21 protein-coding genes are annotated in these 25,066 nt (G+C 63.8%); 12 read left to right on the top strand and 9 right to left on the bottom strand.

Annotation, left to right across the window (positions count from 1 at the left end):
- Positions 1-27 precede the first annotated feature (27 nt).
- Together M3484_RS07645 and M3484_RS07640 are read right to left on the bottom strand one after the other, a co-directional pair.
- Positions 28-1,206 (bottom strand): aminotransferase class I/II-fold pyridoxal phosphate-dependent enzyme, encoded by a 1,179-nt coding sequence (locus tag M3484_RS07645; RefSeq protein WP_092901165.1) that lies wholly within the window; start codon positions 1,204-1,206, stop codon positions 28-30.
- 147 nt (positions 1,207-1,353) lie between these two features.
- Positions 1,354-2,685, bottom strand: a complete 1,332-nt coding sequence (locus M3484_RS07640; protein WP_249496416.1) for an amidase — start codon at positions 2,683-2,685, stop codon at positions 1,354-1,356.
- A gap of 113 nt (positions 2,686-2,798) precedes the next feature.
- Between M3484_RS07640 and M3484_RS07635 the strand changes: the two genes are divergently transcribed.
- Positions 2,799-4,037, top strand: a complete 1,239-nt coding sequence (locus tag M3484_RS07635; protein WP_249496415.1) for an FAD-dependent monooxygenase — start codon at positions 2,799-2,801, stop codon at positions 4,035-4,037.
- A gap of 32 nt (positions 4,038-4,069) precedes the next feature.
- Here the strand turns inward: M3484_RS07635 and M3484_RS07630 are convergent, their stop codons facing one another.
- On the bottom strand, positions 4,070-4,717 hold the full coding sequence (locus M3484_RS07630; protein ID WP_092901157.1) for a carbonic anhydrase: 648 nt from the start codon (positions 4,715-4,717) through the stop codon (positions 4,070-4,072).
- 238 nt (positions 4,718-4,955) lie between these two features.
- Here M3484_RS07630 and M3484_RS07625 point away from each other — a divergent pair, with 238 nt between their 5' ends.
- From M3484_RS07625 to M3484_RS07615, 3 genes are all read left to right on the top strand, one after another.
- Positions 4,956-5,321 carry a hypothetical protein gene (locus M3484_RS07625; RefSeq protein ID WP_249496414.1) on the top strand — a complete coding sequence of 122 codons (366 nt, stop codon included), beginning with the start codon at positions 4,956-4,958 and terminating at the stop codon, positions 5,319-5,321.
- Between the two features lie 156 nt (positions 5,322-5,477).
- The gene (locus tag M3484_RS07620) at positions 5,478-6,884 is read left to right on the top strand and encodes a leucyl aminopeptidase family protein (RefSeq protein WP_249496413.1); all 1,407 of its coding nucleotides are present in this window, start codon (positions 5,478-5,480) and stop codon (positions 6,882-6,884) included.
- A 15-nt stretch (positions 6,885-6,899) separates the two neighbouring features.
- Positions 6,900-7,718: a C40 family peptidase gene (locus M3484_RS07615; protein ID WP_249496412.1), complete on the top strand. Its 819-nt coding sequence runs from the start codon at positions 6,900-6,902 to the stop codon at positions 7,716-7,718.
- Positions 7,719-7,832: 114 nt separating this feature from the next.
- Here the strand turns inward: M3484_RS07615 and M3484_RS07610 are convergent, their stop codons facing one another.
- Together M3484_RS07610 and M3484_RS07605 are read right to left on the bottom strand one after the other, a co-directional pair.
- On the bottom strand, positions 7,833-8,174 hold the full coding sequence (locus M3484_RS07610; protein ID WP_249496411.1) for a DUF2794 domain-containing protein: 342 nt from the start codon (positions 8,172-8,174) through the stop codon (positions 7,833-7,835).
- 123 nt (positions 8,175-8,297) lie between these two features.
- On the bottom strand, positions 8,298-9,326 hold the full coding sequence (locus tag M3484_RS07605; protein WP_249496410.1) for an asparaginase: 1,029 nt from the start codon (positions 9,324-9,326) through the stop codon (positions 8,298-8,300).
- A gap of 186 nt (positions 9,327-9,512) precedes the next feature.
- Here M3484_RS07605 and M3484_RS07600 point away from each other — a divergent pair, with 186 nt between their 5' ends.
- The 4 genes from M3484_RS07600 to M3484_RS07585 all read left to right on the top strand — a co-directional run bounded on the left by M3484_RS07600 (position 9,513) and on the right by M3484_RS07585 (position 14,198).
- Positions 9,513-10,034 carry an invasion associated locus B family protein gene (locus M3484_RS07600; RefSeq protein ID WP_092901139.1) on the top strand — a complete coding sequence of 174 codons (522 nt, stop codon included), beginning with the start codon at positions 9,513-9,515 and terminating at the stop codon, positions 10,032-10,034.
- A gap of 202 nt (positions 10,035-10,236) precedes the next feature.
- A complete protein-coding gene (gene rlmN / locus M3484_RS07595; RefSeq protein WP_502942443.1) occupies positions 10,237-11,385 on the top strand; it encodes a dual-specificity RNA methyltransferase RlmN in 1,149 nt (382 codons plus the stop codon).
- A 112-nt stretch (positions 11,386-11,497) separates the two neighbouring features.
- Positions 11,498-12,856 (top strand): esterase-like activity of phytase family protein, encoded by a 1,359-nt coding sequence (locus M3484_RS07590; protein WP_249496409.1) that lies wholly within the window; start codon positions 11,498-11,500, stop codon positions 12,854-12,856.
- A 139-nt stretch (positions 12,857-12,995) separates the two neighbouring features.
- Complete coding sequence (locus M3484_RS07585; RefSeq protein ID WP_249496408.1) at positions 12,996-14,198, top strand: winged helix-turn-helix domain-containing protein; 1,203 nt, start codon at positions 12,996-12,998, stop codon at positions 14,196-14,198.
- A gap of 221 nt (positions 14,199-14,419) precedes the next feature.
- Here M3484_RS07585 and M3484_RS07580 read toward each other — a convergent pair whose 3' ends face one another.
- A complete protein-coding gene (locus M3484_RS07580; protein WP_249496407.1) occupies positions 14,420-16,324 on the bottom strand; it encodes a methyl-accepting chemotaxis protein in 1,905 nt (634 codons plus the stop codon).
- A 192-nt stretch (positions 16,325-16,516) separates the two neighbouring features.
- On the opposite strand from M3484_RS07580, the gene zapE reads away from it, so the two are divergent.
- Complete coding sequence (zapE, locus tag M3484_RS07575) at positions 16,517-17,623, top strand: cell division protein ZapE (protein WP_249496406.1); 1,107 nt, start codon at positions 16,517-16,519, stop codon at positions 17,621-17,623.
- Between the two features lie 40 nt (positions 17,624-17,663).
- Here zapE and M3484_RS07570 read toward each other — a convergent pair whose 3' ends face one another.
- The 3 genes from M3484_RS07570 to serB are packed head-to-tail and all read right to left on the bottom strand — an operon-like array spanning position 17,664 to position 19,781.
- The gene (locus tag M3484_RS07570) at positions 17,664-18,428 is read right to left on the bottom strand and encodes a TSUP family transporter (protein WP_249496405.1); all 765 of its coding nucleotides are present in this window, start codon (positions 18,426-18,428) and stop codon (positions 17,664-17,666) included.
- A gap of 1 nt (position 18,429) precedes the next feature.
- Positions 18,430-18,909, bottom strand: coding sequence for a GNAT family N-acetyltransferase (locus M3484_RS07565; RefSeq protein WP_249496404.1), 480 nt, complete (start codon positions 18,907-18,909; stop codon positions 18,430-18,432).
- Entirely contained in the window at positions 18,906-19,781 is an 876-nt protein-coding gene (gene serB, locus M3484_RS07560) for a phosphoserine phosphatase SerB (protein ID WP_249496403.1), read from the bottom strand. The genes M3484_RS07565 and serB overlap by 4 nt, the downstream gene beginning before the upstream one ends.
- Before the next feature lie 215 nt (positions 19,782-19,996).
- On the opposite strand from serB, the gene M3484_RS07555 reads away from it, so the two are divergent.
- The 3 genes from M3484_RS07555 (at position 19,997) to M3484_RS07545 (ending at position 24,772) form a co-directional block, all read left to right on the top strand.
- Entirely contained in the window at positions 19,997-21,994 is a 1,998-nt protein-coding gene (locus M3484_RS07555; RefSeq protein ID WP_249496402.1) for an ethylmalonyl-CoA mutase, read from the top strand.
- Between the two features lie 308 nt (positions 21,995-22,302).
- A complete protein-coding gene (gene gdhA, locus M3484_RS07550) occupies positions 22,303-23,655 on the top strand; it encodes an NADP-specific glutamate dehydrogenase (protein ID WP_249496599.1) in 1,353 nt (450 codons plus the stop codon).
- 148 nt (positions 23,656-23,803) lie between these two features.
- Positions 23,804-24,772, top strand: a complete 969-nt coding sequence (locus M3484_RS07545) for an aldo/keto reductase (protein ID WP_249496401.1) — start codon at positions 23,804-23,806, stop codon at positions 24,770-24,772.
- The last annotated feature ends 294 nt before the right edge of the window (positions 24,773-25,066 follow it).

Raw genomic sequence — 25,066 nt, 5'->3', positions numbered from 1 at the left:
AAAGCTCGCCATGCTTTAGCCGTCCCCTCAACCGAACAGGCAGTCACGAAGCTGAACCAGCCCGCGCCGCGTTTCTTCTTCGGGCGCAACAAGCGCCACCCTTACATAGCCCTTGCCCGGGTTCTCGCCCGCAACATCGCGCGAGAGATATTCCCCGGGCAGCACCCGCACCCCGGTCTGTTGCCAGAGCTTCAGCGTCGCCGCCTCGCCGTCCTGCACGGGCAGCCACAGGAACATGCCGCCATCGGGCAGCCGGAATCCCTGATGACCGGCGAACACCTCGGCGGCCATGCGGTATTTATTCTGGTAAAGCGCGAGGCTCGCAGCGACATGCGCCTCGTCGCGCCAGCAGGCCTCGGCCACCATCTGCAGGGGCAGCGGCAAAGGCGCGCCGGCAAAGGACCGCAACCGGCGGATCCGCGCCATAGACTCCGGCCCGGTCGCAACGAAACCCGAGCGCAGCCCGGGCATATTCGAACGCTTGGAAAGCGAATGGAAGACCGCGTATTTCTCGGGATCGGCACCCTTCTGACCGGCCACATCCAACAGACCCGGAGGCGGTGCCTCGCGCCAGATCTCGGAATAACATTCATCGGCGAAGAGGCGGAAATCGTGTTTCTCCGCAAGATCGAGCAGATCCGCGAGATAGTCACGCGGCGCCACTGCGCCCTGCGGATTGGCGGGCGAACAGATCCAGGCCACCACGGCGCGGTCCAGGACATCAGCCGGAAGCGCTGCATAATCGGGCAGAAAGCCGGTAGCGGCGGTGGCGGGCACATAGACCGGCTCGGCGCCCGCAGCCAGCGCGGCCACGGCGTAAACCTGGTAGAACGGGTTCGGCATCAACACGACCGGGCGCTTGCCACCCTTGACCTCGGGTGCCAGCGCGAGAGCCGCGTTGAACAGCCCTTCCCGCGTGCCGTTCAGCGCCATCAGCCGGTTTTCAGTAATTTCAACGCCGTAGCGACGCAGGATCCAGCCGGAAATCGCATCGAGCAGCCCGGGGGTTCCGTCATTCGGCGGGTAGACCGCAAATCCCCCGACATTCGCCGCAAGGATCCCGGCGACGAAATCGGGCATCGGATGCTTCGGCTCGCCGATGGACATGGCAATCGGTTCGCCGCCCGGAGCGTGCGCATCGAGAAGTTTCCGCAGTCGCGGAAACGCGTAATCCGGCAGGTTCGAAAACCGCTCAGGGAATGCCATAGACTGCCTCTGCCCAGGGTCGTTGATCGCCCCGTTTGACGGTCAGCATAACGCCCTATCCTGCGGCGGTCCAGAATTTATCAACCATCCCCAGGGGGTTAAGGGCATAGATTGTGGCTTTTATGCCCGTGAAACTGCCGGCACGGTTCAGCCCAATGCGCGCTCTGCCGCCGACCCTACCCTGAGAAGCCGGTCCTCGCCCATGGCGGTGCCAAGAAACTGAATGCCGCAAGAGGGTTGCGAGGTCGGCAGCGTGAGCGCGGCAAGCCCCATCAGATTGCCGATCCGCGTATTCCTGAGCGCCAGCAGGTTCTCGCCGATATAGTAATCGCGGTCGGTCTGCAGCCGTTCCGCATCGGGTGGCAGGATCGGCGCGGTGGGCGTCAGGATCGCGTCAAAACCCGCCATCCGGTCACGCCAGAGCGCGCGGATCTCCTCGAGCCGCCGCCAGGCCGCAACATACTCTGCCGCCGTGATTGCAGAACCCGACCGGAAACGCTCAAGGATCGGCGCATACATCTTGCCGGGCGCGGCCTCGATGGTCTCGCGCCAGATCCCCCAGGCCTCGCCGGTGAACAATATCCCCGAAAGCGCCATCGCCTCTTTCAGCTCCGGCAGGTCCACCCGCTCGACCCGCGCCCGCGCCCGGGTCAGCGACGCGCAGGCATCGTGGAAGCCTTTGGCGGGGGCCTCGCGCAGATCGTCCAGCGCCACCGTCTCCAGCACCGCAAAGCGCATGCCGGCGACCGCGCTGCCGGTCAGATCAGGGGCGCGCCGCCCTTCCAGCGCGGCAAGCAGCAGCGCGCAGTCCTCGACCGAATGGGCCAGCGGGCCGACCGTGTCGAACCGCTCGCATAAAGGCACCACGCCACGACCCGACAGCCGGCCCGGGCTGGTTTTCAGCCCTGTCAGATCATTCCAGGCCGCCGGGATCCGCACCGATCCGCCGGTATCCGACCCGATCGCCGCCGGCGCCAGCCCGAAAGCCACCGAGGCCGCCGCCCCCGAAGAAGAGCCCCCGGGCACGGCGCGTTCGTCATTCAGGCAGGGCGGTGTCGCGGTGACCGGGTTCAGTCCCAGGCCGGAAAAAGCCAGTTCCGACATATGGGTCTTGCCCAGACAGACCAGCCCGGAAAGCGTTGCCATTTCAAGGGTTTCCGCATCACGCTCCGGCACACGGCCACGCAGCAGCGCCGATCCGGCTTCGGTCGCTGTGCCGGCGCTGTCGAAATTATCCTTCCAGCTGACCGGAACCCCGTCGAGCGGTCCCTTGCGAAAACCGGTCCGCGCGCGGTCGGCGGCACCCACCGCCTCGGACCGCGCCCGCGCCTCGGTCGCGCGGGCATAGATGCGCTTTGACAGCGGGTGGTTCGCGATCTGCTCAAGGAAAGCCTCGGCCAGTTCGACCGGGTGGATCCGGCCATCGCCGATGCTGCGCCCGAGATCCGCCGCCGTCATATTGAACCAGATGCCGCTCATGTCGCCCGTCTCTCCGCCAGTCTCGCCACCATTCGCGCCGACGCTAGCGACATGTCGCGCGGGCGACAATCCCGCGCATGGACAAACCGCCGCGCCGGGTCTAGCCATGCCCTATGACGAAGCGGAACCAACACAGCGACGTGCTGATTGCGGGCGGCGGGCTGAACGGGCCGGCGCTGGCGCTGGCTTTGGCGCAAGGCGGGCTGTCGGTCACGGTGGTCGATCAGCGCCCGGCGCCTGCGCGCGCCGAGGTCGGGTTTGACGGTCGCGCCTATGCGCTGTCCATCGCCTCGAAACGGCTCCTGAGCGCAATCGGGATCTGGGATCAGGTCGCTGATAAATCGCAGCCGATCCACCGCATCAAAGCCAGCGACGGGCGGCCAGGCGAAGGCCCCGCGCCGTTTTTCCTGAATTTCGACGCGGATGAGATCGAAGAAGGGCCGATGGGCTTTATGCTTGAGGACCGCTTCCTCTATGCGGCCTTTCTCGATGCGATGCGCGAGACGCCGGGCGTCACGCTGATCTCGGGCGAGACGGTCACAGGCCAGTCGCCGGGCGCGGCGGGGGTGGGCGTGGCGCTTGGGTCGGGCGAGACCCTGGCGGCGCGGCTGCTCGTGGGCTGTGACGGGCGCGGCTCGGGCGTGGCGGCGCGTGCAGGCATCCGCCGGCTGGGCGCAGGCTACGGCCAGACCGCGCTGGTGACGGCGGTGCGCCACGAGATCCATCATCAGGGCTGCGCGCAGCAATTCTTCATGCCGGGCGGGCCTCTGGCGATCCTGCCTTTGGCGGGCGGCCATCATTCCTCGATCGTCTGGAGCGAGGAGAGCGGGCTTGCGGCCCGGATCGCCGCGCTGGATGACGAAGATTTCCTGACTGCGCTGAAGCCCCGCTTCGGCGGTTACCTGGGCGAGATCAGCCTTGCCGGCGCACGGTTCAGCTATCCGCTGTCGCTGTCGCTGGCCGAGCATTTCGTGTCGGACCGTGTGGCCCTGGTCGGCGACGCAGCCCATGGCGTCCATCCCGTGGCGGGCCAGGGGCTGAATCTTGGCCTGCGCGATGTGGCGGCCCTGGCCGAGGTGCTGATCATGGCCCAGCGCCGTGGCGAAGACATAGGCGGCGGTGTTGCGCTGGAAGAATATCAGCGCTGGCGCCGGTTTGATTCGACGCTGCTGGCGCTTGGCATGGATGCGGTGACGCGGCTTTTCTCGAACGATAATCCGATCCTGCGGCTGGGCCGCGATCTGGGGCTGGGAGCGGTCAATGCCGCGCCGGGCCTCAGACGCCGTTTCATCCGGCAGGCGGCGGGCCTGAGCGGCGAGCTTCCGAAACTGCTGACAGGCCGGCCCGTCTGAGGGACCCGTCTGAACAGCCGGTCAGAAATGGCTCAGACGGGAACGAACACGCCCTTTTCGGGATCAAACTGTTCCAGTTCGCCCTCACCGGTATTGTTCCACATGCCGTGCAGCGTCAGCATGTCATTCTCGACCGCGTTTTTCACGAAGGGGAAGGTCATCAGGTTCTCAAGGCTGACCAGCACCGCCTCTTTCTCAAGCGCGGGCAGGATCACATCTTCGGGCAGATGCGCGACTTTCTCGAAGCCAGGGCGCAGAATATCCATCCAGCGGCCGACAAAACTGGTCTTTTCTTCCAGTTCGGGCGCATGGCCGGTGCACATGTCATGGCAGCCCTTAACGCCACCGCAATTCGAATGGCCGACCACCAGGATATGCGCGACCTTCAGCGCAGTCACCGCATATTCCACCGCTGCCGAAGTGCCGTGATTCTTGCCATCGGGCGTATAGGGGGGCACGAGGCCCGCGATATTGCGGTGAATGAAGAACTCACCCTCATCCGCGCCGAAAATCGAGGTGACATGGACGCGGCTGTCGCAGCAGGAAATCACCATGGCGCGCGGATGCTGACCGCTTTCCGCAAGGCGGCGATACCACGCCCGGTTGTTCTGATAGCTGGTTGCACGCCAGCCGTGAAAGCGCTGGACAAGGTACTGCGGAAGAATGCGGGCCTGGATCATGGGCTTGCTCCTTGGTTGCTCTGAGTACTTCGCATTTGCAGAAATTGCGAGGGGCAAAATCGCCACAAAACCGATGCGAGCCCTGCAGGTTTAGCGAAGTCGAAAGCAAATCGCTGCAAAGATCTGTGTGGGTAATGGGAAATTTCCGCCAGGGCGGCGCGCGTTGTGATCGCTCTGGCGGTGGTTTTGGGGGTTTGGCCTGGTGGGGCCACGGGGTAAGGCAATGGGGACCATACAGATGCTGCATCCGCAGGAGCGGATCTTGCAGGATGGCGAAGTAATCGCGTCGATCTATCGCAGCCTCGGCACGGCTGCGGCCGATCAGGTCGTAAGCCGCGCACTGGGAGAGCTGGCGCTGGTGCTGGCGGGTCTGGCCAGTCAGATCCGCGATCACGAATTGCAAAGCGCCGACCGGCAGCTGCAAAAGCTCCGCGCCATGGCGGAAAACCTCGGCATGCAGAGCCTGGAACGCGCGGTATCGGATGCGCGCCTTTGTCTGAGGCGGGGCGATGGCACGGCTTTCGCCGCGGTCTGGGCGCGGATTTTGCGGATCGCGCGGCGCTCGCTCAACCCGGGTCCGGAATTCGCCGATGGATCGCTGTAGCCACTGCTGCGGGCCGGGAAAGGTCCCGGGATCACCTGTGTGTTCCCCTCGCGCGAGCGCCCCTTGCAGCCGGAAGCCCGCCAGGCCAGTCTCGCGCAATCACTGACCGCGCGCACCAGGCCCCGGCCTGGCGGCGACATAGAACCGGACCCGATCATGTCAGAGCAGACCAGAGCAGAGCCCCGTTTCCTCGAACCAGGCGCGGAGTCTCTGCCGCTCTATATCGTCACCCCTGCCGGCCTGCCGGAGTTCCTGGCCGGAGAAGGCGCCGAATTCGCGCCCTGGCTGAGGGCCAGCGGCTTTGAGGCGGCGGCGGGCGAGCTGCGGTTGCTCCCCGGCGGAGATGGCATCAGGGGCGCGGTTGCGGGGTTGGGCACAGACCGCGCCCGGGCCCGGCAGCGCTTTGTGCTGGCCAAAGCCGCAAGCGCACTGCCCGAGGGCACGATCTGGCATTTCGCAACCGATCTCGCCGCCGATCTCGCCTCAGAGGCGGCGCTCGGCTGGCTCCTGGCCTCCTACCGGTTCGACCGCTACCGCCCCGGCAAAGCCCCGGCGCGGCCTGCACAACTCGTGGTGCCCGCCGGCGTCAATGCGCGGCGGATCGAAGCAATGGCGGCGGGCGAATTCCTCACCCGTGATCTGATCAACACCCCTGCCCGCGATATGGGCCCCGACGAGCTGGAAAGCGCCTTCCTCGCGCTCGCCGCAGAATATGGTGCCACCACGCAGGTGATCCGGGGTGATGATCTGATCACGCAGAATTTCCCGCTGATTCATGCGGTTGGCCAGGCCAGCCCGCGCGCACCGCGCCTGCTTGACCTTCGCTGGGGCAGCACGGGCCCGCGCCTCACCCTGGTCGGCAAGGGTGTCTGTTTCGACACGGGCGGCCTCGATATCAAACCACCAAACGGCATGCTCCTGATGAAAAAGGACATGGGGGGTGCTGCCACCACCATGGGCCTTGCAAAGATGATCATGGCCCTGAACCTGCCGATCCGGCTGCGGCTGCTGGTGCCAGCGGTGGAAAACGTGATCGCGGGCAATGCCCAAAAGCCGAAAGACATCGTGACGAGCCGCAAGGGGCTGACGGTCGAGATCAATGACACCGATGCCGAAGGCCGCCTGGTGCTCGCCGATGCACTGGCCTTTGCGACCGAGGAAGAGACGGATGCGCTGATCACCATGGCGACGCTGACCGGCGCCGCGCGGATCGCGGTCGGCCCCGATCTCGCCCCCTATTGGGCGCAGGATGACGCAATGGCCGCAGCCCTGGAACGCGGCGCGAAATCCGGCTTCGACCCGGTCTGGCGGCTGCCCTTCCACGAGGCTTACGAGCCGGTGATCGAACCCGGGATTGCTGATCTCGACAATGCGCCCGGCTTCGGCTTTGCCGGGGCGATCACGGCGGCGCTTTTCCTGCGCCGTTTTGCCGATCACCCGCGCTATATGCATTTCGACATCTACGGCCATACTCCCTCTGACGCCCCGGCGCGGCCCAAAGGCGGCGCAGGCCAGGGCGCGCGCGCGATCCTGAACGCCCTTCCCGAAATCCTGGGTCTTTAAGGATGGGCCACTGACATGGACCGCCGGCTGACCCCGTTTTCCGGCCGGATCGGCCATATCTCGCTCCGGAACCGCATCGCGGATGTACCCCTGACCGAGGGCGAGCCGGCGCGGATCGCAACCCCGCTGGCGCCGCTTCTGGCCGCGCCGGCAGGGGCGATTGACCGGCAGCTGATCTTTGGCGATGAGGTCACGACGATCGACCGGCGGGAGGGCCATGTCTTCGTGATGGCCGTCAAAGACGGCTATTGTGGCTGGGTCGCGGAAACCAGCCTCACAACACCGCGCGCGGCCTCGCACCGCGTGCAAAGCCCGGCCACCCATCTTTACCCGGAGCCCCGCGTCCAGGCCCCGCCGCTGATGCCCCTCTGGCTGAATGCCCGCGTCACGGTGACCGGCGAAACCGGCGCCTGGGCAGAAACCCCAGATGGTTTTCTTCCGAAATCGCATCTCGCGGCCCTGGACCAGGTTGCGCCTGATCCGGTCACGGTCGCGCAATCCCTCCTCCACGCTCCCTATCTCTGGGGCGGCAATTCCGCCGCTGGAGTCGATTGTTCGGGCCTTGTGCAACTGGCCTTCCATGCCGCCGGCCTCGCCTGCCCGGGCGACAGCGATCTGCAGCAGAGCATCGGCCAGGCCATCCCCGACAGCGCCCCCCTGCAACGCGGCGACCTTTTGTTCTGGAAAGGCCATGTCGCGCTGATGGTCAGCCCGACCCGGCTGATCCACGCCAATGGGTATACGATGTCGGTGGCCTATGAAGACCTCACGGCCGCCATCGCCAGGATTCAGTCGCATTACGGGAGCGACCTCATCACCCGCCGCCGCCCCTGACGGCAGACCCGTCGGAACATTGCGCGGCGGCAATTTATCCCGGCAATAATATGCAAGGGTCCTGCGGGGCCGGCATCCATCCGGCAGCCAGGCTGAAATCGTTCCTCTCAGCCCTCAGCCGACGGGCCGGATCAGCTTGCGCTCCAGCACTCTGAGCACCTGCTCCAGCTCATGCCCGCGCCGCAGCACCTGGCCACCCTCACCAAGAACAGCATAGATCCCCTGTTTCAGCCGCAGCTTCGGGCGCTTCTCGATGCGGTAAAGCGGGGTCTCGGCGCTGCGACGGAAGACCGAGAAAACGGCCGCCTCCCGCCCATGCGAAATGCCGTAATCCCGCCATTCGCCGGCGGCCACCATCATCCCGTAAAGCCGCAGGATTACAGAGAGTTCCTGCCGCTGAAACGCGACGATCTCCGGCTCTTTACCACCCGCCGGAAAGGGAAGGGGCGCTTCCATGTTCATGCAACCAGTCTGCCCGCCGCTTTGCCACAAATCAAGCGCTGCGCGACACAGTCTGGTTACACTCCGGGTCCCACCCCTGTCTCAGGCCGTATCTCTGGCCCCGCCCGTTCGTCGGGTTCAGGCCAATCCGGCGGCGGCACGAACCTCACCGGTCACCAGCCCGCGCCAGTTCTTTTGCACCGGGTTGAGCCAGCGCGACACCTGCGGATCGCCCGCTTCCACCACGCCCAGCCGCACCAGCAGCGCAGCAATCGCGGCTTCAGAGGCGCGGTGATTGCCGTCGACGGCCTTGATCGCGATGCCGATGCCCCGTTCCGGCAGGATGCCGATAAACACCCCTTCGGCGCCGGTCTTCACCGCCGCGCGGCCACTCGCGGCTCGCATCAGCCCGGTACAGGCGCGGCCTTCGCCCGCGACCAGTTCGGGATGCGCCATCATCGCCTCGCGCAGCGCAACCATCGCCCCGGCCCTGGCGCCCTGCCCCGGTTTCGCATTGGCAAAACCGGCCATTGCGCGGCCAAGCCCTTCCAGGCTCAGCGCGAAATTCGGCGCCGAGCAGCCATCAATCCCCCAGCCCGAGATCTCCTCGCCCGCGACCTCAGAGGTCGCCTCGCGGATCGCACGCTGCAAAGGATGGTCGATCTCGTGATAATCGGGGCCCCAGCCCTGATGCTGCACCACGGTCAGGAAACCGCAATGTTTGCCCGAACAATTATTGTGCAGCTGGCAGGGCGCCTCTCCCTCGCGGATCAGCCGGTTGCGCTCCTCGCGGTCGGCGGGCTCATGCGCGCCACAGCGCAGATCCGGCTCGACAAGTCCCAGATCTTCCAGCCAGCGCCCGGTCTTTGACACATGCAGATGCGCGCCCTCATGGCTTGCGCAGGCCAGTGCCAGATGCTCGCTCCCCAGCCTGCGATCCGCTGCCGCACCGGTCTCGATCAAAGGCAGAGCCTGGATCATCTTGCACGACGAGCGGGGGAAAATCACCGCAGACGGGTTCCCCCATGCCTCGATGATCCCCTTGGCATCGCAGATCACCGCATGCCCCAGATGGGTGCTTTCCAGCACGCCACCGCGCCAGAGTTCCGCCAGCGGAGCCGCTCCGCTATCGACCCTGCGACCGTCACTTCCTGTTTTCCGCGCCATTCCGTCCCTCACAGATGTGCGATTTTCTGCGCAGAGGGCTTTTACCCCCTGCCATTTTTAAGTATTTCTGCAATATCGGGTTCAGAAAGCGCCTGCCAGATCAGAATGGCCCCTATCAGAACGGCCGCAAGACTGAGGCAAGGCGTAAACAGAGGCAAGAGACAGCTTGGAGGCTGCGTCAGACATATGACTATCGCCCTTCGTCGCGCCATTGGCGTCTGCGCAATCATCCTGGCCGCCCCCTTCGCGGCATCGGCTCAGGAATCGACCAATCTCGTCACGTCAATGACGGACTGGAACGTCTTTGTGGACGGCAACCCGAAAGAATGCTGGGGCGTCTCGAAACCGCGGGAATCCGTCAATACCAAGGATGGCCAGCCTGTTTCAGTGCGGCGTGGTGACGTTCTGCTTTTCGTGACCTATCGTCCGGGTGTCGCGCCGCAAGTGTCATTCACCGGTGGCTACCCCTTTGCCAGTGGCTCGACCGTGACGGTCGCCGTCGGCAGCTCGACCTTTAATCTGTTCTCGGATGGCGAATGGGCCTGGTCGGGTTCGGCCGAAGACGATGTCACCCTGATCCGCGCGCTGCGCGGCGGTGCCGATGCGGTAATCACGGCGCGTTCGGGCCGTGGCACCCAGACCCGCGACAAGTTCAGCCTGCGTGGCTTCTCGGCCGCAATGGATGACGCGGCGGCGCGCTGCAAATAAGCCGCTTCACCGGCAAATGTTCCGCGCTCCGCCCTTGGCGGGGCGCTTTCATTTTCGCCACTTTCATTTTCGGGGCCAATCGCATATAGCGCAGCCTGACAACAGCCAGATCGCCTGTAGCAAGGCTCTATCCTGAAGGATCTGCCAGATGAACGACCTCACCCCCGCCCGCGCGGTTGATGCCCCGATCACGCAAGATGTGATGACGATTCCGCGCAAACTGCCGGAGACCGACAAGGTCAATCTCGTCGGCCTGACCCGCGCCCAGCTGAAAGACGCGCTGATCGCCGCCGGCACGCCCGAGAAACAGGCGAAGATGCGGGTCGGCCAGGTCTGGCAATGGGTTTACTATTGGGGCGTGCGCGATTTCGCACTGATGACCAATCTCGCGAAAGACTACCGCGCGCTGCTGGCGGCGAAATTCGAGATTGCACTGCCCGAGATCGTGACGCGCCAGGTCTCGGCCGATGGCACCCGCAAATACCTTCTGCGCATCGCCGGTGGCCATGAGGTCGAGGCGGTCTATATTCCCGAGGAAGGCCGCGGCACGCTTTGTGTGTCGAGCCAGGTCGGCTGCACGCTGACCTGTTCCTTCTGCCATACCGGCACGCAGAAACTGGTGCGCAACCTGACGGCCGGCGAAATCGTCGGCCAGGTCATGCTGGCGCGCGACGACCTCGGCGAATGGCCCGAACCCGGCCAGGGCTCGACCGGCGAGCGGCTTTTGTCGAATATCGTGCTGATGGGCATGGGCGAGCCGCTCTATAATTTCGACTCCGTCCGTGACGCGATGCTGATCGTGCGCGATGATGAGGGCATCGCTTTGGGCCGCCGCCGCATCACGCTTTCGACCTCGGGCGTGGTGCCGGAGATTGCGCGCTGCGCCGAGGAAATTGGCTGCCAGCTGGCGATCAGCTTCCACGCCACCACGGATGAGGTGCGTGACAAGCTGGTGCCGATCAACAAGAAATGGAACCTCGCGACGCTGCTGGGCGCGCTGCGCGACTATCCGCGCCTGTCGAATTCGGAACGCATCACCTTTGAATATGTGATGCTCAAGGGCGTGAACGACTCCGACGCCGATGCGCGCCGGCTGGTGAAGCTGATCCAGGGCATCCCCGCCAAGATCAACCTGATCCCCTTCAATGAATGGCCGGGCTCGCCCTATGAGCGTTCGGACTGGGAACGGATCGAGGCTTTCGCCGATATCATCTACAAGGCCGGCTATGCCTCGCCGATCCGCACCCCGCGTGGCGAGGATATTATGGCGGCCTGTGGTCAGCTGAAATCTGCGACCGAACGCGCGCGCAAATCCCGCGCACAGATCGCAGCGGAAACCGCAGGCGCCTGAGAAATCCGAGATGGCTGCGATATTGCAACCGTAATGTCGCAGGGCTGAGACCTGACTGTCAGAAAGCGCCGCTACCTGTCCCGCCATGAAACGCGACGACAGGAGTTCGCCCATGCGCCCCGGCTTCACCCTTGCTTTGACCACTGCCCTGACCGGCCTCATCGCCCTGCCCGCCATGGCGGAAGAGAAGTTCCCCGTCAGTCTGGCCGGCCATGCTTTCCTGCCGGCCTTTACCATGGTGACCCCACCGGCCGACGCGCCACGTGACCTCTGGGTCTCGGGGAAGTTCACCGGCAAGACCCGCAATGAGGCGCCGATGAGCGTGATGGGGGATGTCGGCAAGGCCTATGGCGCGCATCCGACCGGCATTTCGCTGCCCTTCATCGGCCAGCCTGTGCAGGGCTTGTCGGGCTTTGCGATGAACCGCGCGGAAGATGGCAGCTGGTTCACGCTGACCGATAACGGGTTCGGCTCAAAGCTGAATTCCCCCGACGCGATGCTGATGTTCCACCGCCTGGCTCCCGATTTCACCTCTGGCAAGGTCGAACGGCTGGAGACGGTGTTCCTGAGGGATCCCGGCCATGTCGTCCCCTTCCGCATCGCGAATGAGGGCACGGAAAGCCGCTATCTGACCGGCGCGGATTTCGACCCGGAATCGATCCAGTACCTGAATGACGAGATCTGGATCGGCGAGGAATTCGGCCCCTTCATCCTGCGCGTCGGCCTCGATGGCGTGGTGAAATCGGTACATCAGACCATGTTGGACGGCGTGGCCCTGACCGGCCCCGACACGCCCGGCACCGTGGTTCCTGCGGTTCCCGGCACCGATTACCGCGTCCAGCGCTCGGGCGGCTATGAGGGTATGGGGCTGCAGCCCGGCAGCAATCTGCTGTGGGGTATGCTGGAAAAACCGCTGCTGATCGAAGGCGGCGAGATCGAGGGCGATTTCCTGCGCGTCTTCACCTTTGACACGGTCAAAGCCGACTGGACCGGCGACAGCTTCAAATTCCGCCTGGCAGAAGGCGCAAAAGCCATCGGCGATCTCAACTTCATCGACGAGACCCGCGCTTTGGTGATCGAGCGCGACAATGGTGAAGGCGACGCCGCGCTGGCCTGTGCCGAGGGCGCGACTGATATGGCCAGCTGCTACCCGCAGCCGGCACGGGTGAAGAATATCGTGCTGGTCGACACCGCCGCGATTGACGCGGATGGCTTCATCAGACGCATCGGCCATATCGACCTGATGGATATCCAGGATCCGGACGGCAAGGCACTGGCCGGGCTGAAACCGGCAGAGGGGCCGTTCACCTTCCCCTTCTTCACCATCGAGGATGTGGCGCGGGTGGATGAGACCCATATCCTGGTCGCCAATGACAACAATCTGCCCTTCTCGGGCGGGCGTGAGATCGGTCGCGCGGCGGATAACGAATTCATCCTGCTCTCGGTGCCGGAACTGCTTGCAGCTCGCTGAAGCCGTTTCGGCCCCGGGGCGTGCCCCCCCGGGGCCGGGCGCCTTGGGCGCTACATTCCTTCCAAAGGCCGGGCCCCTGCCCGGCCTTTGCCCCATGCGCGCCGCTTGACCTCTGGCTGCGGCCTGCTACGCCTGTGACATGTCGCAGCCCGTGATCTCCAATCAGACCGCCCGCCGGATCTTTCTTGACCGCCATGCGCTTGCCGAGGCACCAACCGGCCCGGCCACCGGCGCCGCCCTTGCGGCCCTGATCGACCGCATCGGCTTTGTCCAGATCGACAGCATCGCCACGGTCGGGCGGGCACATGACATGATCCTTTACGCGCGGCGACAAAGTTACCGGCCGGACGGGATGAAACCGCTGATCGAGCGTGACCGGCTCTTGTGGGAGCACTGGACCCATGACGCCTCGATCCTGCCGGTCTCGGTCTTCCCACATTGGCATCACCGTTTCGACGAGAACCGGCGGACATTGGTAAAGCGCTGGACCGGCTGGCAAAAACCCGGTTTCGAGGCCGAATTCGACCGGATCTTGCAACATGTTTCGGATCACGGGCCCGTCAGTTCTTCGGATTTCACCAAGGACACGCCGCGCGAAAAAGGCAGCTGGTGGGACTGGCATCCGTCCAAGGCGGCGCTGGAATATCTCTGGCAGTCGGGCGCATTGGCGATTGCCCGGCGCGATGCCTTTCGCAAGGTCTATGATCTGGCGGAACGGGTCATCCCTGCCGCGCTCCATCATCACAGGCCCGACCGGGAAGAAACCGTGGACTGGGCCTGTCGTTCGGCACTGGACAGGCTTGGCTTTGCGACCAGCGGCGAACTTGCAGCCTATTGGAAGGCCATCAGCCCGGCAGAGGCACAGAGCTGGTGCGCGGCGGCACTGCGCCGGGGCGAGATAGCAAAGGCGCAGATCGAGGGCTGGCAGGGGCAAAGCCGCGAGGTCTTGCTCTGGCCAGACACCCTGATCGAAAGGCCGCCCGAACCTCCGGGTAGGATCAGGATCCTGTCGCCCTTTGACCCTGCCCTGCGGGATCGCAAACGCGCAGAGTTCCTCTTTGGCTTCTTCTACCGCATTGAAATCTATGTCCCGGAAGAAAAGCGGCAGTACGGCTATTACGTCTTTCCGGTCCTGGAGGGTGACCGGATCATCGGCCGGATGGATGTGAAGGCCCATCGTTCCAACGGGTGCCTGCGGGTCGCGGGGTTCTGGCCTGAGGCCGGGATCCGGGTCGGAACCGGGCGGCAGGCGCGACTTCGTGCCGAAATGGAACGGCTCGCGCGGTTTGCCGGCTGTACGACGACAGAATGGTTGCCGGGCTGGGATCGCTCCGCGCTCTGACTGCCCATCTCGTTCCGGCATACGATCCCGCTCCGGTGACAGGTGACTTTGCAGAGCTTCGCAGCGATGGGCATTTCCTGGGGCAACAACTCTCCGACGACCTGATCCCGGTCATGGACCGTCAGCCGCCGCAGGGTTGGATGCCAATCGGCCGCCCCCCAAGAGCCTTGGCCCAGATGTCGTGGCATCCCCCGCCGGGACCTGCACGGGGCCACATCAGATCAGAAGTCTTCCCATTGCTGCGCGCTGTCATGGGTGCCGGTACGGGCGATCGGAATCGGCTGGAACCCTTCGGGCGTGCGGGCCGGGGTGGCAAGACGGATCTCCGGCGCCCGTTTCGCCGCCTCTTTGGCTGCGGGCACGACAAAGCGCAGCAGCGTTTCACTCAGTTTCTGCGCATCATTATGCAGCGCGTCAGAAGAGGTTGTGCTCTGCACCACGACAGCCGCATTGCGCTGCGTGACCTCGTCCAGCTGTTTCACGCCGGTATTGATTTCCGAAAGCCCAAGCGACTGCTCCCGCGCCGAAGCCGCGATATCTGCGATCAGCGTGGTCACCGAATGGATGCGTTCGATCATCCGGTTCAGCGCAGATCCTGTTTCATGCACGAGGGCAGAACCTGCCTCGACCTGCTCGGTCGACTGGCTGATCAGACGCTTGATCTCGCGCGCCGATTCGGAAGCACGCTGCGCCAGCGACCTGACTTCGGATGCGACCACGGCAAAGCCCTTGCCTGCCTCGCCCGCCCTTGCGGCCTCGACCCCGGCATTAAGCGCCAGAAGATTGGTCTGGAACGCGATATCGTCAATCACATCGGTGATACGGGTGATCTGGCGCGAGCTTTGTTCGATCTGCTCCATGGCGGTGATGGCGCGGTGAACAACCTGGCCGCTTTCCTCGGCCTGACGCCCGTTTTCGGCCATTTGCGTATCGGCATTGGCGGCGTTTTCGGCGGTCGACTGCACGCTTGCCGTCAGCTCATCCAACGCGGCGGCGGTCTCTTCCAGCGTCGCGGCCTGGGTTTCTGTCCGGTTCGACATATCCTGCGAGATCGTGTTGAACTCTGCCGCACCGCTGTCGATCGAGCCGGCAATCTGGCGGATCATCACCATGGTTTCGGCCAGCATATCGACCACACCATTGAAATTCTGTCGCAATTCTTCGTAACGGACCGGGAAGGGATCCTCTGGCGGATTGGAGATCGCCGCCGTCAGATCCAGCCCGGACAGCCGCGCCAGTGAATCCGACAGGTCCCGCACGACCCGGCTCTGCTCGGCCTCCCGACGGGTCGATTCCTCACTCATCGCTTCGGTCTCAACCACCGACCGGCGCCAGTCCTCAAAACCGCGGGCAAAGGTGCCGATCTCATCCTGACGGCTCAGCGCGGGCACCTCGACAGTGGAATCACCGCTGCGAATCCGCTCCAGCACCTGCGAAAGCGAGCCAAGCGGTCGCAGCAGCCCCCGATTGGCCAGAAACAGTATAAGGGCACCGATCAGAGAGGCGATGCCGACCCCGATGATCCCCTGGATCTCGGCAGAACGCAGATCTCCGCGCAAGACCGTCTCGGGCACGAAATTACACAGGATCCCGATTACCGCTCCGCTCAGATCGCGGATCGGGATCAGGTTGACCGAATAGGTTTCGCCGAAAAGCACCGCCGGGCCCATATAGCGCTCGCCCCGCAGGATATAGGGCCTGGCCGGGTGATCGAGGCCCAGCGGAGAGTCCACCCAGCGGCGCCCGGCCTCGTCAAAGATGCTGGTGGTCACCCGGAAAAAATCGCCGCGCGCATCATCCCAGCGGAGGATCGAGAAATGCGTGCCGGCGGTTTTTTTCGCCTCATCCACCATAGTGTGGTTGCTGAAGGTCGGGATCCCGTCCCAGACGGCGTCAGTCACGTTGCCGCTTGCATCAATCTGATAGCTGAGCCCCGAGAAAGTGTCCTGCGTGATCTCGGCGGTCATACGCGTGGCCATCAGGATCAGCGTCTGCAGTCTTTCCTCAACCACCTGCGAAACTTTGTGACTGGCGAGCCAGACGCCGAGCCCCCCCACAAGCAGGAACATGACAAGCGAAAGGCCGGTCAGCTTGGTGACGAGGCCGAGTGAACGCAGCCGATTCATTGGATAAACCCCCGGGGTCAGACATGTTGCCCCGGCAGAATCGAACAAGCGGGTATAGATTCGGTTAGTGGGATTGGGGGTAATTCGATTTGTTGCTATTATTCCCGGACCGGCATGCGCCCGCCAGCATTCCCCGGCCACCGACCGTGTCTGGTGCTTCCCGCCCCCGCGTCTCCCGGCTATAAAGCGCGGATGCGACAGACCCTTCCCGAGATTTACGAGGCCCGGGTGGCCGATGGCAGCCTGCGCCCCGACCCGGCGCAGCGTGACGTATTGCCCCTGCTCGAGAGCCTGCGCGACTGGCTCGAAAGCCATCCGCCGCGCAAAGGCGGCTTTCTGTCGGGCCTGTTCGGCAAGGCACCTCCGGCGGCACCGAAAGGGCTCTATCTGTGGGGCGGCGTCGGGCGTGGCAAGTCGATGCTGATGGATCTTTTCACCGAAATGACGGCGATCGAGGCAAAACGCCGCGTGCATTTCCACGCTTTCATGCAGGAGATCCATCACGGGATGCATGAGGCGCGCAAGACCGGCGTCGAGGATGCGCTGGCGCCGGTGGCGGCAAAGATCACGCGCGAGCTGCGGTTGCTGGCCTTTGACGAAATGCAGATCACCGATATCACCGATGCGATGATCGTGGGGCGGCTGTTCGAGAAATTCTTTGCGGCGGGCCTGGTGGTGGTGGTGACCTCGAACCGCCCGCCCGAGGATCTGTACAAGAACGGGCTGAACCGGCAGCTCTTCCTGCCGTTCATAGACATACTGCGCGAAAAGCTGGTGATCCATGAGATCGTCAGCGCCAATGATTATCGCCAGCACAGGCTGACCGGGGCACAGGTCTGGTTCCAGCCCGCCGGCAGCAATCACGGCCGGATCGATGCGATCTGGAACGACCTTACCGGCGGCGCGGCGGGCACGGCGCTGCGGCTGCCGGTCAATGGCCGCGAGGTCGAGCTGCCGCGATTTGCCAGCGGTGTCGGGCGTGCAGGCTTTTACGATCTTTGCGCCCGCCCGCTCGGGGCCGCAGATTTCCTTGCCATCGCCAGCGCCTGCCGGGTGCTGATTCTGGAAGATATCCCGCAGCTCTCGGCATCGAACTATAATGAGGCAAAGCGCTTCGTTACATTGGTGGATGCACTCTATGAGGCAAAGGTGCGGCTGATCGCCTCGGCAGCGGATGAGCCGGAGCGGCTTTACCTCGAAGGCACCGGCGCCTTTGAATTCGAACGTACCGCGAGCCGACTGCGCGAGATGCAGGACGCGACATGGGGCTCCGATCACAGGGATCCCGGTGCAGAATAAGGGGCTCCGGGTCCCCGTTCCGCCAGTATGACCCCGGGGGTCAGCCGTGGAATATCTGCCATATCAGACGCAATGCCATAGCGCCCGAGGTCACGACCAGCAGTGGGCGGATCAGCTGCGCCCCGATCCGCATGGCCAGCTTCGCCCCGATCCAGGCGCCGAGCGTCTGGGTCAGCGCCATACCCAGCCCCACCAGCCAGAGCACATTTCCCGAAGGTATGAACACCGCAAGCGAGCCAAGATTTGACGCGAAATTCAGGAGTTTGGTATGGGCGGTGGCCCGCAGCACCCCATATCCGGCCAGCAGCACGAAACCCATCATGAAGAAGCTGCCAGTTCCGGGGCCAAAGAACCCGTCATAGGCCGCGATGGCGGGCACGATGGTAAAGGCGAAAACCGCGGGCTTCATCCGCTGGACCCGATCCTGATCGCTCAGCCCTTTGCGAAAGGCAAAAAAGCCCGCCACCGCGATCAGCACGACCGGCATGATGATCCGCAGAAGATCGGCCGAAATCAGATGGGCCACCATTGCACCCGCTGCCGCCGCAAGGGCAGAAATCACCGCCATCGGCAGCTGTTCTGACAGGCGCACATGCCCCGCTTTGGCATAGGTCAGCGCGGCGGTGCCAGAGCCGAAGCTGCCTTGCAGCTTGTTGGTGGCCAGCGCCTCGATCGGCGAAACACCGGCCAGCAGCAAAGCGGGCACCGTGATCAGACCGCCGCCGCCGGCGATGGAATCGATCATCCCCGCCACAAAGGCCGCGAGCATCAGGAAAAGCGCCAGATCCGTCGCGATTTCAAACATGTCAGAGCCCGAGCCGCCGGCTCACCCGCCCGACAACCGCGCCGCTTTTCAGCGCCCAGCCCGGATCGGCACTGTAATCCACAAAGCCAAGCCGCGCATAATAGGCCAGCCCCGGGCGGTTATCGGCGCGGATCGTCGCATTCAGAACCGCCACCCCCGCCGCGCGGGCGGCAGCGCCCGTCGCCGCGAAAAGCGCCTGGCCAATGCCGCGTGCCTGAACATCCGACGCTACGAAGGTCCCGATCTCGGCCCAGCCCTCCGGCAGCGCCGGGTTGGGAGAGACGACCTGAAAGCCGATCACCCGGCCCCCGAGCTCGGCGACATGGCAGCAGATGCCATCTTCCGGTGCGATATAGCGCGCGAGGATATCGGCCTCCTCGCGCTCGTCCTCATAGGCGGTGGTACCGCCCTCGCGGATGATCTGGTTTTGCAATTCCGTCATCGCGGGTGCATCAGCGGGCAAGACGCGGCGGATAATCATGCCGCGAACTCTTCGCGCGCATAGCCCTGCAGATACAGCAGAGCCGTCAGATCCCCGTGATTGACCCGGATCTTCGCCTCGGCCTGGACCTTCGGCTTGGCATGAAGTGCGACCCCGGTCCCCGCGCGATGCAACATCGGCAGGTCATTGGCACCGTCGCCCACCGCGATCACCTGATCAGCGCCGATCCCGAGCCTGGCGGTGATTTCTTCCAGCGCCGTCACCTTGGCCTCTTTCCCGAGGATCGGATCCGCAACCATCCCGGTCAGCTTCCCATCCGCAACCAGCAGCGTATTGGCGCGGTTCTCATCAAAGCCGAGCCGTGCCGCAATGGCGGCAGTAAAGGCGGTAAACCCGCCCGAGACCAGCGCCGTATAAGCGCCCTGCGCCTTCATGGTGTTCAACAGCACTGTGCCGCCCGGCATCAGCGTGATCCGGTCCCGGATCACGCCCGCGATCACGCTTTCCGGCAGACCTTTCAACAGGCCCACGCGCTCGCGCAAGGCCGCCTCGAAATCCAGCTCGCCATTCATCGCCCGCGCAGTGATGCCCGCAACATGCGCGCCCACACCGGCCTCATCGGCCAGCTCGTCGATACATTCCTGGCGGATCATCGTGCTGTCCATATCGGCAATCAGCAGCTGTTTTTTCCGCCCCGCCCCGGGCTGAACCGCCAGATCCAGCTTCAGCGACTGGAGATCGTGCCAGACCTCATCCACGTTGTCCGGCACATTCGCCAAAGGGAACTCTGCCGCGACACCCGGATCCAGCCAGCGGGCATCGCCGCCACCCCAGGCATTGCGCAGGCTCTCGACCGTTTCGCGGTTCAGAATCGGGGTCTCGGGGCTGGTCAGCAAAGTGGCGATGAACATCTGGCCTCCGGGCGCGTCTGGGAACTCAGGCAGGGTTTCAGCCCGGGAATTACGCGCTTTCCGGGGCCAAAGCCAGCGCGCCGGAGTTCTTTTGCACCTGCATCGCAAGCGCCGCATTGCAGCGATTGACATTGTCATTAAATAATCCATACCTCTATTTGTGCGAAAGATTATTGCGCATTAATAAATTTCGGCGCGTGACAGGTGAGGCGACCATGACCGAAGCAAAAGCTCCCACGGAGACCATCACAGGCGCAAAGCCGGTGAAGGATAAGCCCTGGCTCTTTCGCACCTATGCCGGCCATTCGACCGCCAGCGCCTCGAACGAGCTCTATCGCGGCAACCTCGCCAAGGGGCAGACGGGTCTCTCGGTTGCCTTCGATCTGCCGACCCAGACCGGCTATGACAGCGATCATGAGCTTTCGCGCGGTGAGGTCGGCAAGGTCGGCGTGCCGGTCTGCCATCTGGGCGATATGCGCTCGCTGTTCAAAGATATCCCGCTGGAACAGATGAACACCTCGATGACGATCAATGCGACGGCGCCCTGGCTGCTCGCGCTGTATGTCGCCGTGGCCGAAGAACAGGGCGCGGATATTTCCCAGCTCCAGGGCACGGTTCAGAACGACATCATCAAGGAATATCTCTCGCGCGGCACCTATATCTGCCCACCAAAGCCAAGCCTGCGGCTGATCACCGATGTCGCCGCCTGGACGGGTAAGAACCTGCCAAAATGGAACCCGATGAATGTCTGTTCATACCATCTGCAAGAGGCCGGCGCGACGCCGGAACAGGAGCTGGCATTTGCCCTCGCGACCGCCTGCGCGGTGCTCGATGATCTGAAAGGAAAGGTCGCGGAAAAGGACTTCCCCAAGATGGTCGGGCGGATTTCCTTCTTCGTCAATGCGGGTATCCGCTTTGTGACCGAGATGTGCAAGATGCGCGCCTTTGTCGATCTCTGGACCGAAATCTGCCGCGACCGCTATGGCATAACTGACGAGAAATACTCGCGTTTCCGCTATGGAGTGCAGGTGAACAGCCTTGGCCTTACCGAACCGCAGCCGGAAAACAACGTCTACCGCATCCTGATCGAGATGCTGGCAGTGACCTTGTCGAAAAAGGCCCGGGCGCGGGCGGTGCAGCTGCCCGCCTGGAATGAGGCGCTTGGCCTGCCGCGCCCCTGGGATCAGCAATGGTCGCTCCGGATGCAGCAGATCCTGGCTTACGAAACCGACCTGCTGGAATATGACGATCTGTTTGACGAGAACCCCGCCATCGACCGCAAGGTCGAGGCGCTGAAACAGGGCGCGCGTGACGAGCTGGCGCAGATCGACGCCATGGGCGGCGCGGTCGCCTCGATCGAATATATGAAATCGCGGCTGGTCGAGGCCAATGCCGAACGCATCGGCCGGATCGAGACCCAGGAGACCATCGTCGTCGGTGTCAACCGCTGGCGCGAAACCGAACCCTCGCCCCTGACCACCGGTGATGGCGCGATCATGGTCATCGATGAAGCGGCCGAGGCCGATCAGCTTGACCGCCTGCGCGCCTGGCGCGAGGCCCGCGACGAGGCCCGCGTCCGCGAAGCCCTGGAAGAATTGCGCGAGGCAGCCGCCCAGGGCCGCAATATCATGCCGCCCTCGATCAAAGCGGCCAAAGCCGGCGCAACCACCGGCGAATGGGGCGAAACCGTCCGCAAAGCTTTTGGCCAGTATCGCGGGCCTACAGGTGTGTCGAAGAACCCCTCGAACCGCACCGAAGGGCTGGAGCCGATCCGCGAGGCGGTCTCGGCCGTCTCGGCCCGGCTGGGCCGGCAATTGTCCTTTCTTGTGGGCAAGCCCGGCCTCGACGGCCACTCGAACGGCGCCGAACAGATCGCCGCCCGCGCCCGCGATTGCGGCATGGAGATCCATTACGAAGGCATCCGCCTGACACCTGCCGAGATCGTCGCCGCCGCCGCCGACCAGGACGTGCATGTCGTCGGCCTCTCGATCCTTTCCGGCAGCCATATCCCGCTGATCTCCGATATGATGGAGCGGATGCGGGCGGCGGGCCTGACCGTCCCGGTTGTCGTGGGCGGCATCATCCCCGAGGATGACGCGGTTAAGCTGCGCGCCATGGGGGTCGCCGCCGTTTATACGCCGAAGGATTTCGAGCTGAACCGGATCATGATGGATATCGTGACCCTGGTGGACCCGGAGCCCGAGGCCGCGTGAGCATCTGCTTTTCCGCATTCGCGGCCCGGGGTCGCGCCCTGTTTTCCCGGTCTGCATGGGCGGTATAGCGAATTACCACCCCTGTCGGCCCGTCTCGCAGATTGATGATTGCCCCATCAGGTCAGTCAATTTGACCGAAATATCCGACACATTTTACGATATATGCGCCAATCATCACTCATAGTGCCGGTATTCTGGCAAATTTTCGGGCAGAATGCCGTATTGCCCTTATACCTGTCCTCAAACTGCTTTATTTCGCGCCAATGTGAATAATCTTCAGGCGAATCGGCGGAACAAGAATGCCTCATCTGGACGAGAGACTTGAATCCATCCTTGCCGAGGTGATCCGGCGCAACCAGGGCGAGCCCGAATTCCACCAGGCGGTGCGCGAGGTTCTCGAAAGCCTCGGTCGCGTGGTCGCCAAGCGCCCCGACCTTCTCGAAGACGCGCTGATCGAGCGTATTTGCGAACCAGAACGCCAGATCATTTTCCGCGTGCCGTGGATTGATGATGCGGGCCAGGTCCGCATCAACCGCGCCTTCCGCGTGCAATTCAATTCGGCGCTTGGCCCCTATAAGGGCGGCATCCGGTTCCACCCTTCGGTGAATGTCGGGATCATCAAGTTCCTCGGCTTTGAACAGACCTTCAAGAACGCGCTGACCGGCATGCCGATCGGCGGCGGCAAAGGCGGCTCGGATTTCGACCCCAAGGGCAAATCCGACCGTGAAATCATGCGCTTCTGCCAGTCGTTCATGCTCGAACTCCACCGCCATATCGGAGAATATACAGACGTTCCCGCAGGCGATATCGGCGTCGGCGGCCGCGAGATCGGCTATATGTTCGGCCAGTACAAGCGCCTGACGAACCGCTACGAGGCAGGCGTTCTGACCGGCAAGGCGCTGTTCTACGGCGGCTCGCGCGCCCGCACCGAGGCAACCGGCTACGGCAATACCTATTTCGTGCAATCGATGCTGGGGACCAAAGGCACCTCGTTCGACGGCAAGAAAGTGGTGATTTCCGGCTCCGGCAACGTGGCGATCTACAGCCATGAGAAGGTCACTTCGTTTGGCGGCAAGGTCATCGCGATGTCCGACAGCTCGGGCTATATCGTGGATGAGAACGGCATCGATCTCGACCTGATCCAGGAGATCAAAGAGGTGCGTCGCGCCCGGATCTCGGAATATCTGCGCATCAAGGGCGAGGGCAAAGGCGTCTGGTTCGTCAAGGCGGGCGAAGGCTCGATCTGGGACGTGCCCTGTGACGTGGCGATGCCTTCGGCCACGCAGAACGAGCTGACCGGCAAGGATGCAAAGGCTCTGGTGAAGAATGGCGTGATCGCGGTCGGCGAAGGCGCGAATATGCCCTCTACCCCGGATGCCGTACGGATCTTCCAGGATGCAGGCGTGCTCTTCGCTCCCGGCAAGGCGGCAAATGCTGGTGGCGTGGCCACTTCGGCGCTCGAAATGCAGCAAAATGCCAGCCGCGACAGCTGGACCTTTGATCAGACGGAAGCGCGTCTCGCAACGATCATGAAGAACATCCACGACACCTGCGCCGGTACGGCCGAAGAATTCGGCGCGCCGGGCGATTACGTGATGGGCGCGAATATCGCGGGCTTCGTGAAAGTGGCCGAAGCGATGCGGGCGCTCGGCGTCATCTGATCCTGGCCGGACGGCTTCCCGGATGTGTTAAAGCAAGGGGCGTGGCTGCGAGGCTGCGCCCCTTTTGCATGGCGGGTCGCTGTTCCGCCCTTGCATGAAGCGATTCGCTCCTGTTGTATGGCCACCCTCTCGTGACAGGAGCCTCCTCATGAAGACCCGTAAACTCGGCCGCCACGATGTCGGCGCCATTGGATTTGGCGCGATGTCCCTGGGCGGGATGTTTGGCGCGACCGATGAGGCAACCAGCCTCAGCGCGCTGGATGCCGCCTGGGAAGCCGGCATCACCCATTTCGACACCGCCAATATCTATGGCATGGGCATCTCGGAAACCATGATCGGCACATGGCTGAAGACGCGCGGACATTCCCCGGTGATCGCCACCAAAGCCGGAATCGTCGATGGCACCCCGCGCCGGATCGACAATTCCGAACCCTATCTGCGGAGCGAACTGGAGGCCTCGCTGAAGCGCCTGGGCCGCGATCACGTCGATCTCTTCTACATCCACCGCCGCGAGGCAGACCGCCCGCTGGAAGAGGTGATCGGCACCCTGTCGCGGCTGATTGAGGAGGGAAAGATCGGCGGCTACGGCCTCTCCGAGATTGCGCCCGCCACTCTGCGCCGCGCCCATGCGATCCATCCCTGTATGGCGGTGCAGAATGAATATTCGCTCTGGACCCGCCAGCCAGAGCTCGGCGTGATCCAGGCCTGCGCTGAACTTGGCACTACATTCGTGGCCTTTTCGCCACTGGCGCGCGGCATGCTGGGCGAGACCGCGCTGGCGCCGCCGACCGACGGATTCCGCGGGCGCAATCCACGCTTTACCGAACCGGCCTTCTCGCGCAATACAGCAAAGATTGAAAGCTTCCGCGCCTTTTGCCGCGAGAGAGGCTGGACCACATCCGCCACCGCCCTCGCCTGGACCTTGCAAAAAGGCGACCATATCCTGCCCATCCCCGGCACCCGCAGCGCCGCGCATCTCAAGCACTGGCTGGCAGCTGACGAGATCAGCTTCACGGCTGAAGACCGCGCCCGGATCGACCAGTTGCTTCCCGCAGGCTTTGCCGAAGGCGACCGCTACGGCGATCACCAGCTGGCAGGTGTCGAGCGTTACTGCTGACCGCGCCCTGGCCGAAGACAGGCATTCGGCGTTCGCCCCGGCCCGGCATCGGTCACAGCCCCGCAGGCCGCACAGCGGTAATGATCGGGACCAATATGGCGTTCAAGCCGCCAGCGACAGGCGCGGGTCAGGGTTGACCCGCGCCTGTAATACCACATCCCGAAAAAGAGCAAAGCAAGGCCAATGGGGAGAAACAGGATCATGGCGAAACAACTCCGGCACCTGTGCCCCTGGCCAGCCTGCGCCTCCGGCGGGGATATTTAAGGACAGATGAAAAACACGGCCTCTTTCATC

The organism is Pseudomonas sp. GX19020 (assembly GCF_023371075.1).
In the GTDB taxonomy this organism is placed as follows: Bacteria; Pseudomonadota; Alphaproteobacteria; order Rhodobacterales; family Rhodobacteraceae; genus Pseudogemmobacter.
This window is presented reverse-complemented; position numbering and strand designations above follow the sequence as displayed.

What these genes read in the sequence shown, in the direction of transcription:
- M3484_RS07645 (WP_092901165.1), bottom strand. Translation starts at nt 1,206, where the DNA reads ATGGCATTCCCTGAGCGGTTTTCGAACCTGCCGGATTACGCGTTTCCG.
- M3484_RS07640 (WP_249496416.1), bottom strand. Translation starts at nt 2,685, where the DNA reads ATGAGCGGCATCTGGTTCAATATGACGGCGGCGGATCTCGGGCGCAGC.
- M3484_RS07635 (WP_249496415.1), top strand. Translation starts at nt 2,799, where the DNA reads ATGACGAAGCGGAACCAACACAGCGACGTGCTGATTGCGGGCGGCGGG.
- M3484_RS07630 (WP_092901157.1), bottom strand. Translation starts at nt 4,717, where the DNA reads ATGATCCAGGCCCGCATTCTTCCGCAGTACCTTGTCCAGCGCTTTCAC.
- M3484_RS07625 (WP_249496414.1), top strand. Translation starts at nt 4,956, where the DNA reads ATGCTGCATCCGCAGGAGCGGATCTTGCAGGATGGCGAAGTAATCGCG.
- M3484_RS07620 (WP_249496413.1), top strand. Translation starts at nt 5,478, where the DNA reads ATGTCAGAGCAGACCAGAGCAGAGCCCCGTTTCCTCGAACCAGGCGCG.
- M3484_RS07615 (WP_249496412.1), top strand. Translation starts at nt 6,900, where the DNA reads ATGGACCGCCGGCTGACCCCGTTTTCCGGCCGGATCGGCCATATCTCG.
- M3484_RS07610 (WP_249496411.1), bottom strand. Translation starts at nt 8,174, where the DNA reads ATGGAAGCGCCCCTTCCCTTTCCGGCGGGTGGTAAAGAGCCGGAGATC.
- M3484_RS07605 (WP_249496410.1), bottom strand. Translation starts at nt 9,326, where the DNA reads ATGGCGCGGAAAACAGGAAGTGACGGTCGCAGGGTCGATAGCGGAGCG.
- M3484_RS07600 (WP_092901139.1), top strand. Translation starts at nt 9,513, where the DNA reads ATGACTATCGCCCTTCGTCGCGCCATTGGCGTCTGCGCAATCATCCTG.
- rlmN (WP_502942443.1), top strand. Translation starts at nt 10,237, where the DNA reads ATGACGATTCCGCGCAAACTGCCGGAGACCGACAAGGTCAATCTCGTC.
- M3484_RS07590 (WP_249496409.1), top strand. Translation starts at nt 11,498, where the DNA reads ATGCGCCCCGGCTTCACCCTTGCTTTGACCACTGCCCTGACCGGCCTC.
- M3484_RS07585 (WP_249496408.1), top strand. Translation starts at nt 12,996, where the DNA reads ATGTCGCAGCCCGTGATCTCCAATCAGACCGCCCGCCGGATCTTTCTT.
- M3484_RS07580 (WP_249496407.1), bottom strand. Translation starts at nt 16,324, where the DNA reads ATGAATCGGCTGCGTTCACTCGGCCTCGTCACCAAGCTGACCGGCCTT.
- zapE (WP_249496406.1), top strand. Translation starts at nt 16,517, where the DNA reads ATGCGACAGACCCTTCCCGAGATTTACGAGGCCCGGGTGGCCGATGGC.
- M3484_RS07570 (WP_249496405.1), bottom strand. Translation starts at nt 18,428, where the DNA reads ATGTTTGAAATCGCGACGGATCTGGCGCTTTTCCTGATGCTCGCGGCC.
- M3484_RS07565 (WP_249496404.1), bottom strand. Translation starts at nt 18,909, where the DNA reads ATGATTATCCGCCGCGTCTTGCCCGCTGATGCACCCGCGATGACGGAA.
- serB (WP_249496403.1), bottom strand. Translation starts at nt 19,781, where the DNA reads ATGTTCATCGCCACTTTGCTGACCAGCCCCGAGACCCCGATTCTGAAC.
- M3484_RS07555 (WP_249496402.1), top strand. Translation starts at nt 19,997, where the DNA reads ATGACCGAAGCAAAAGCTCCCACGGAGACCATCACAGGCGCAAAGCCG.
- M3484_RS07545 (WP_249496401.1), top strand. Translation starts at nt 23,804, where the DNA reads ATGAAGACCCGTAAACTCGGCCGCCACGATGTCGGCGCCATTGGATTT.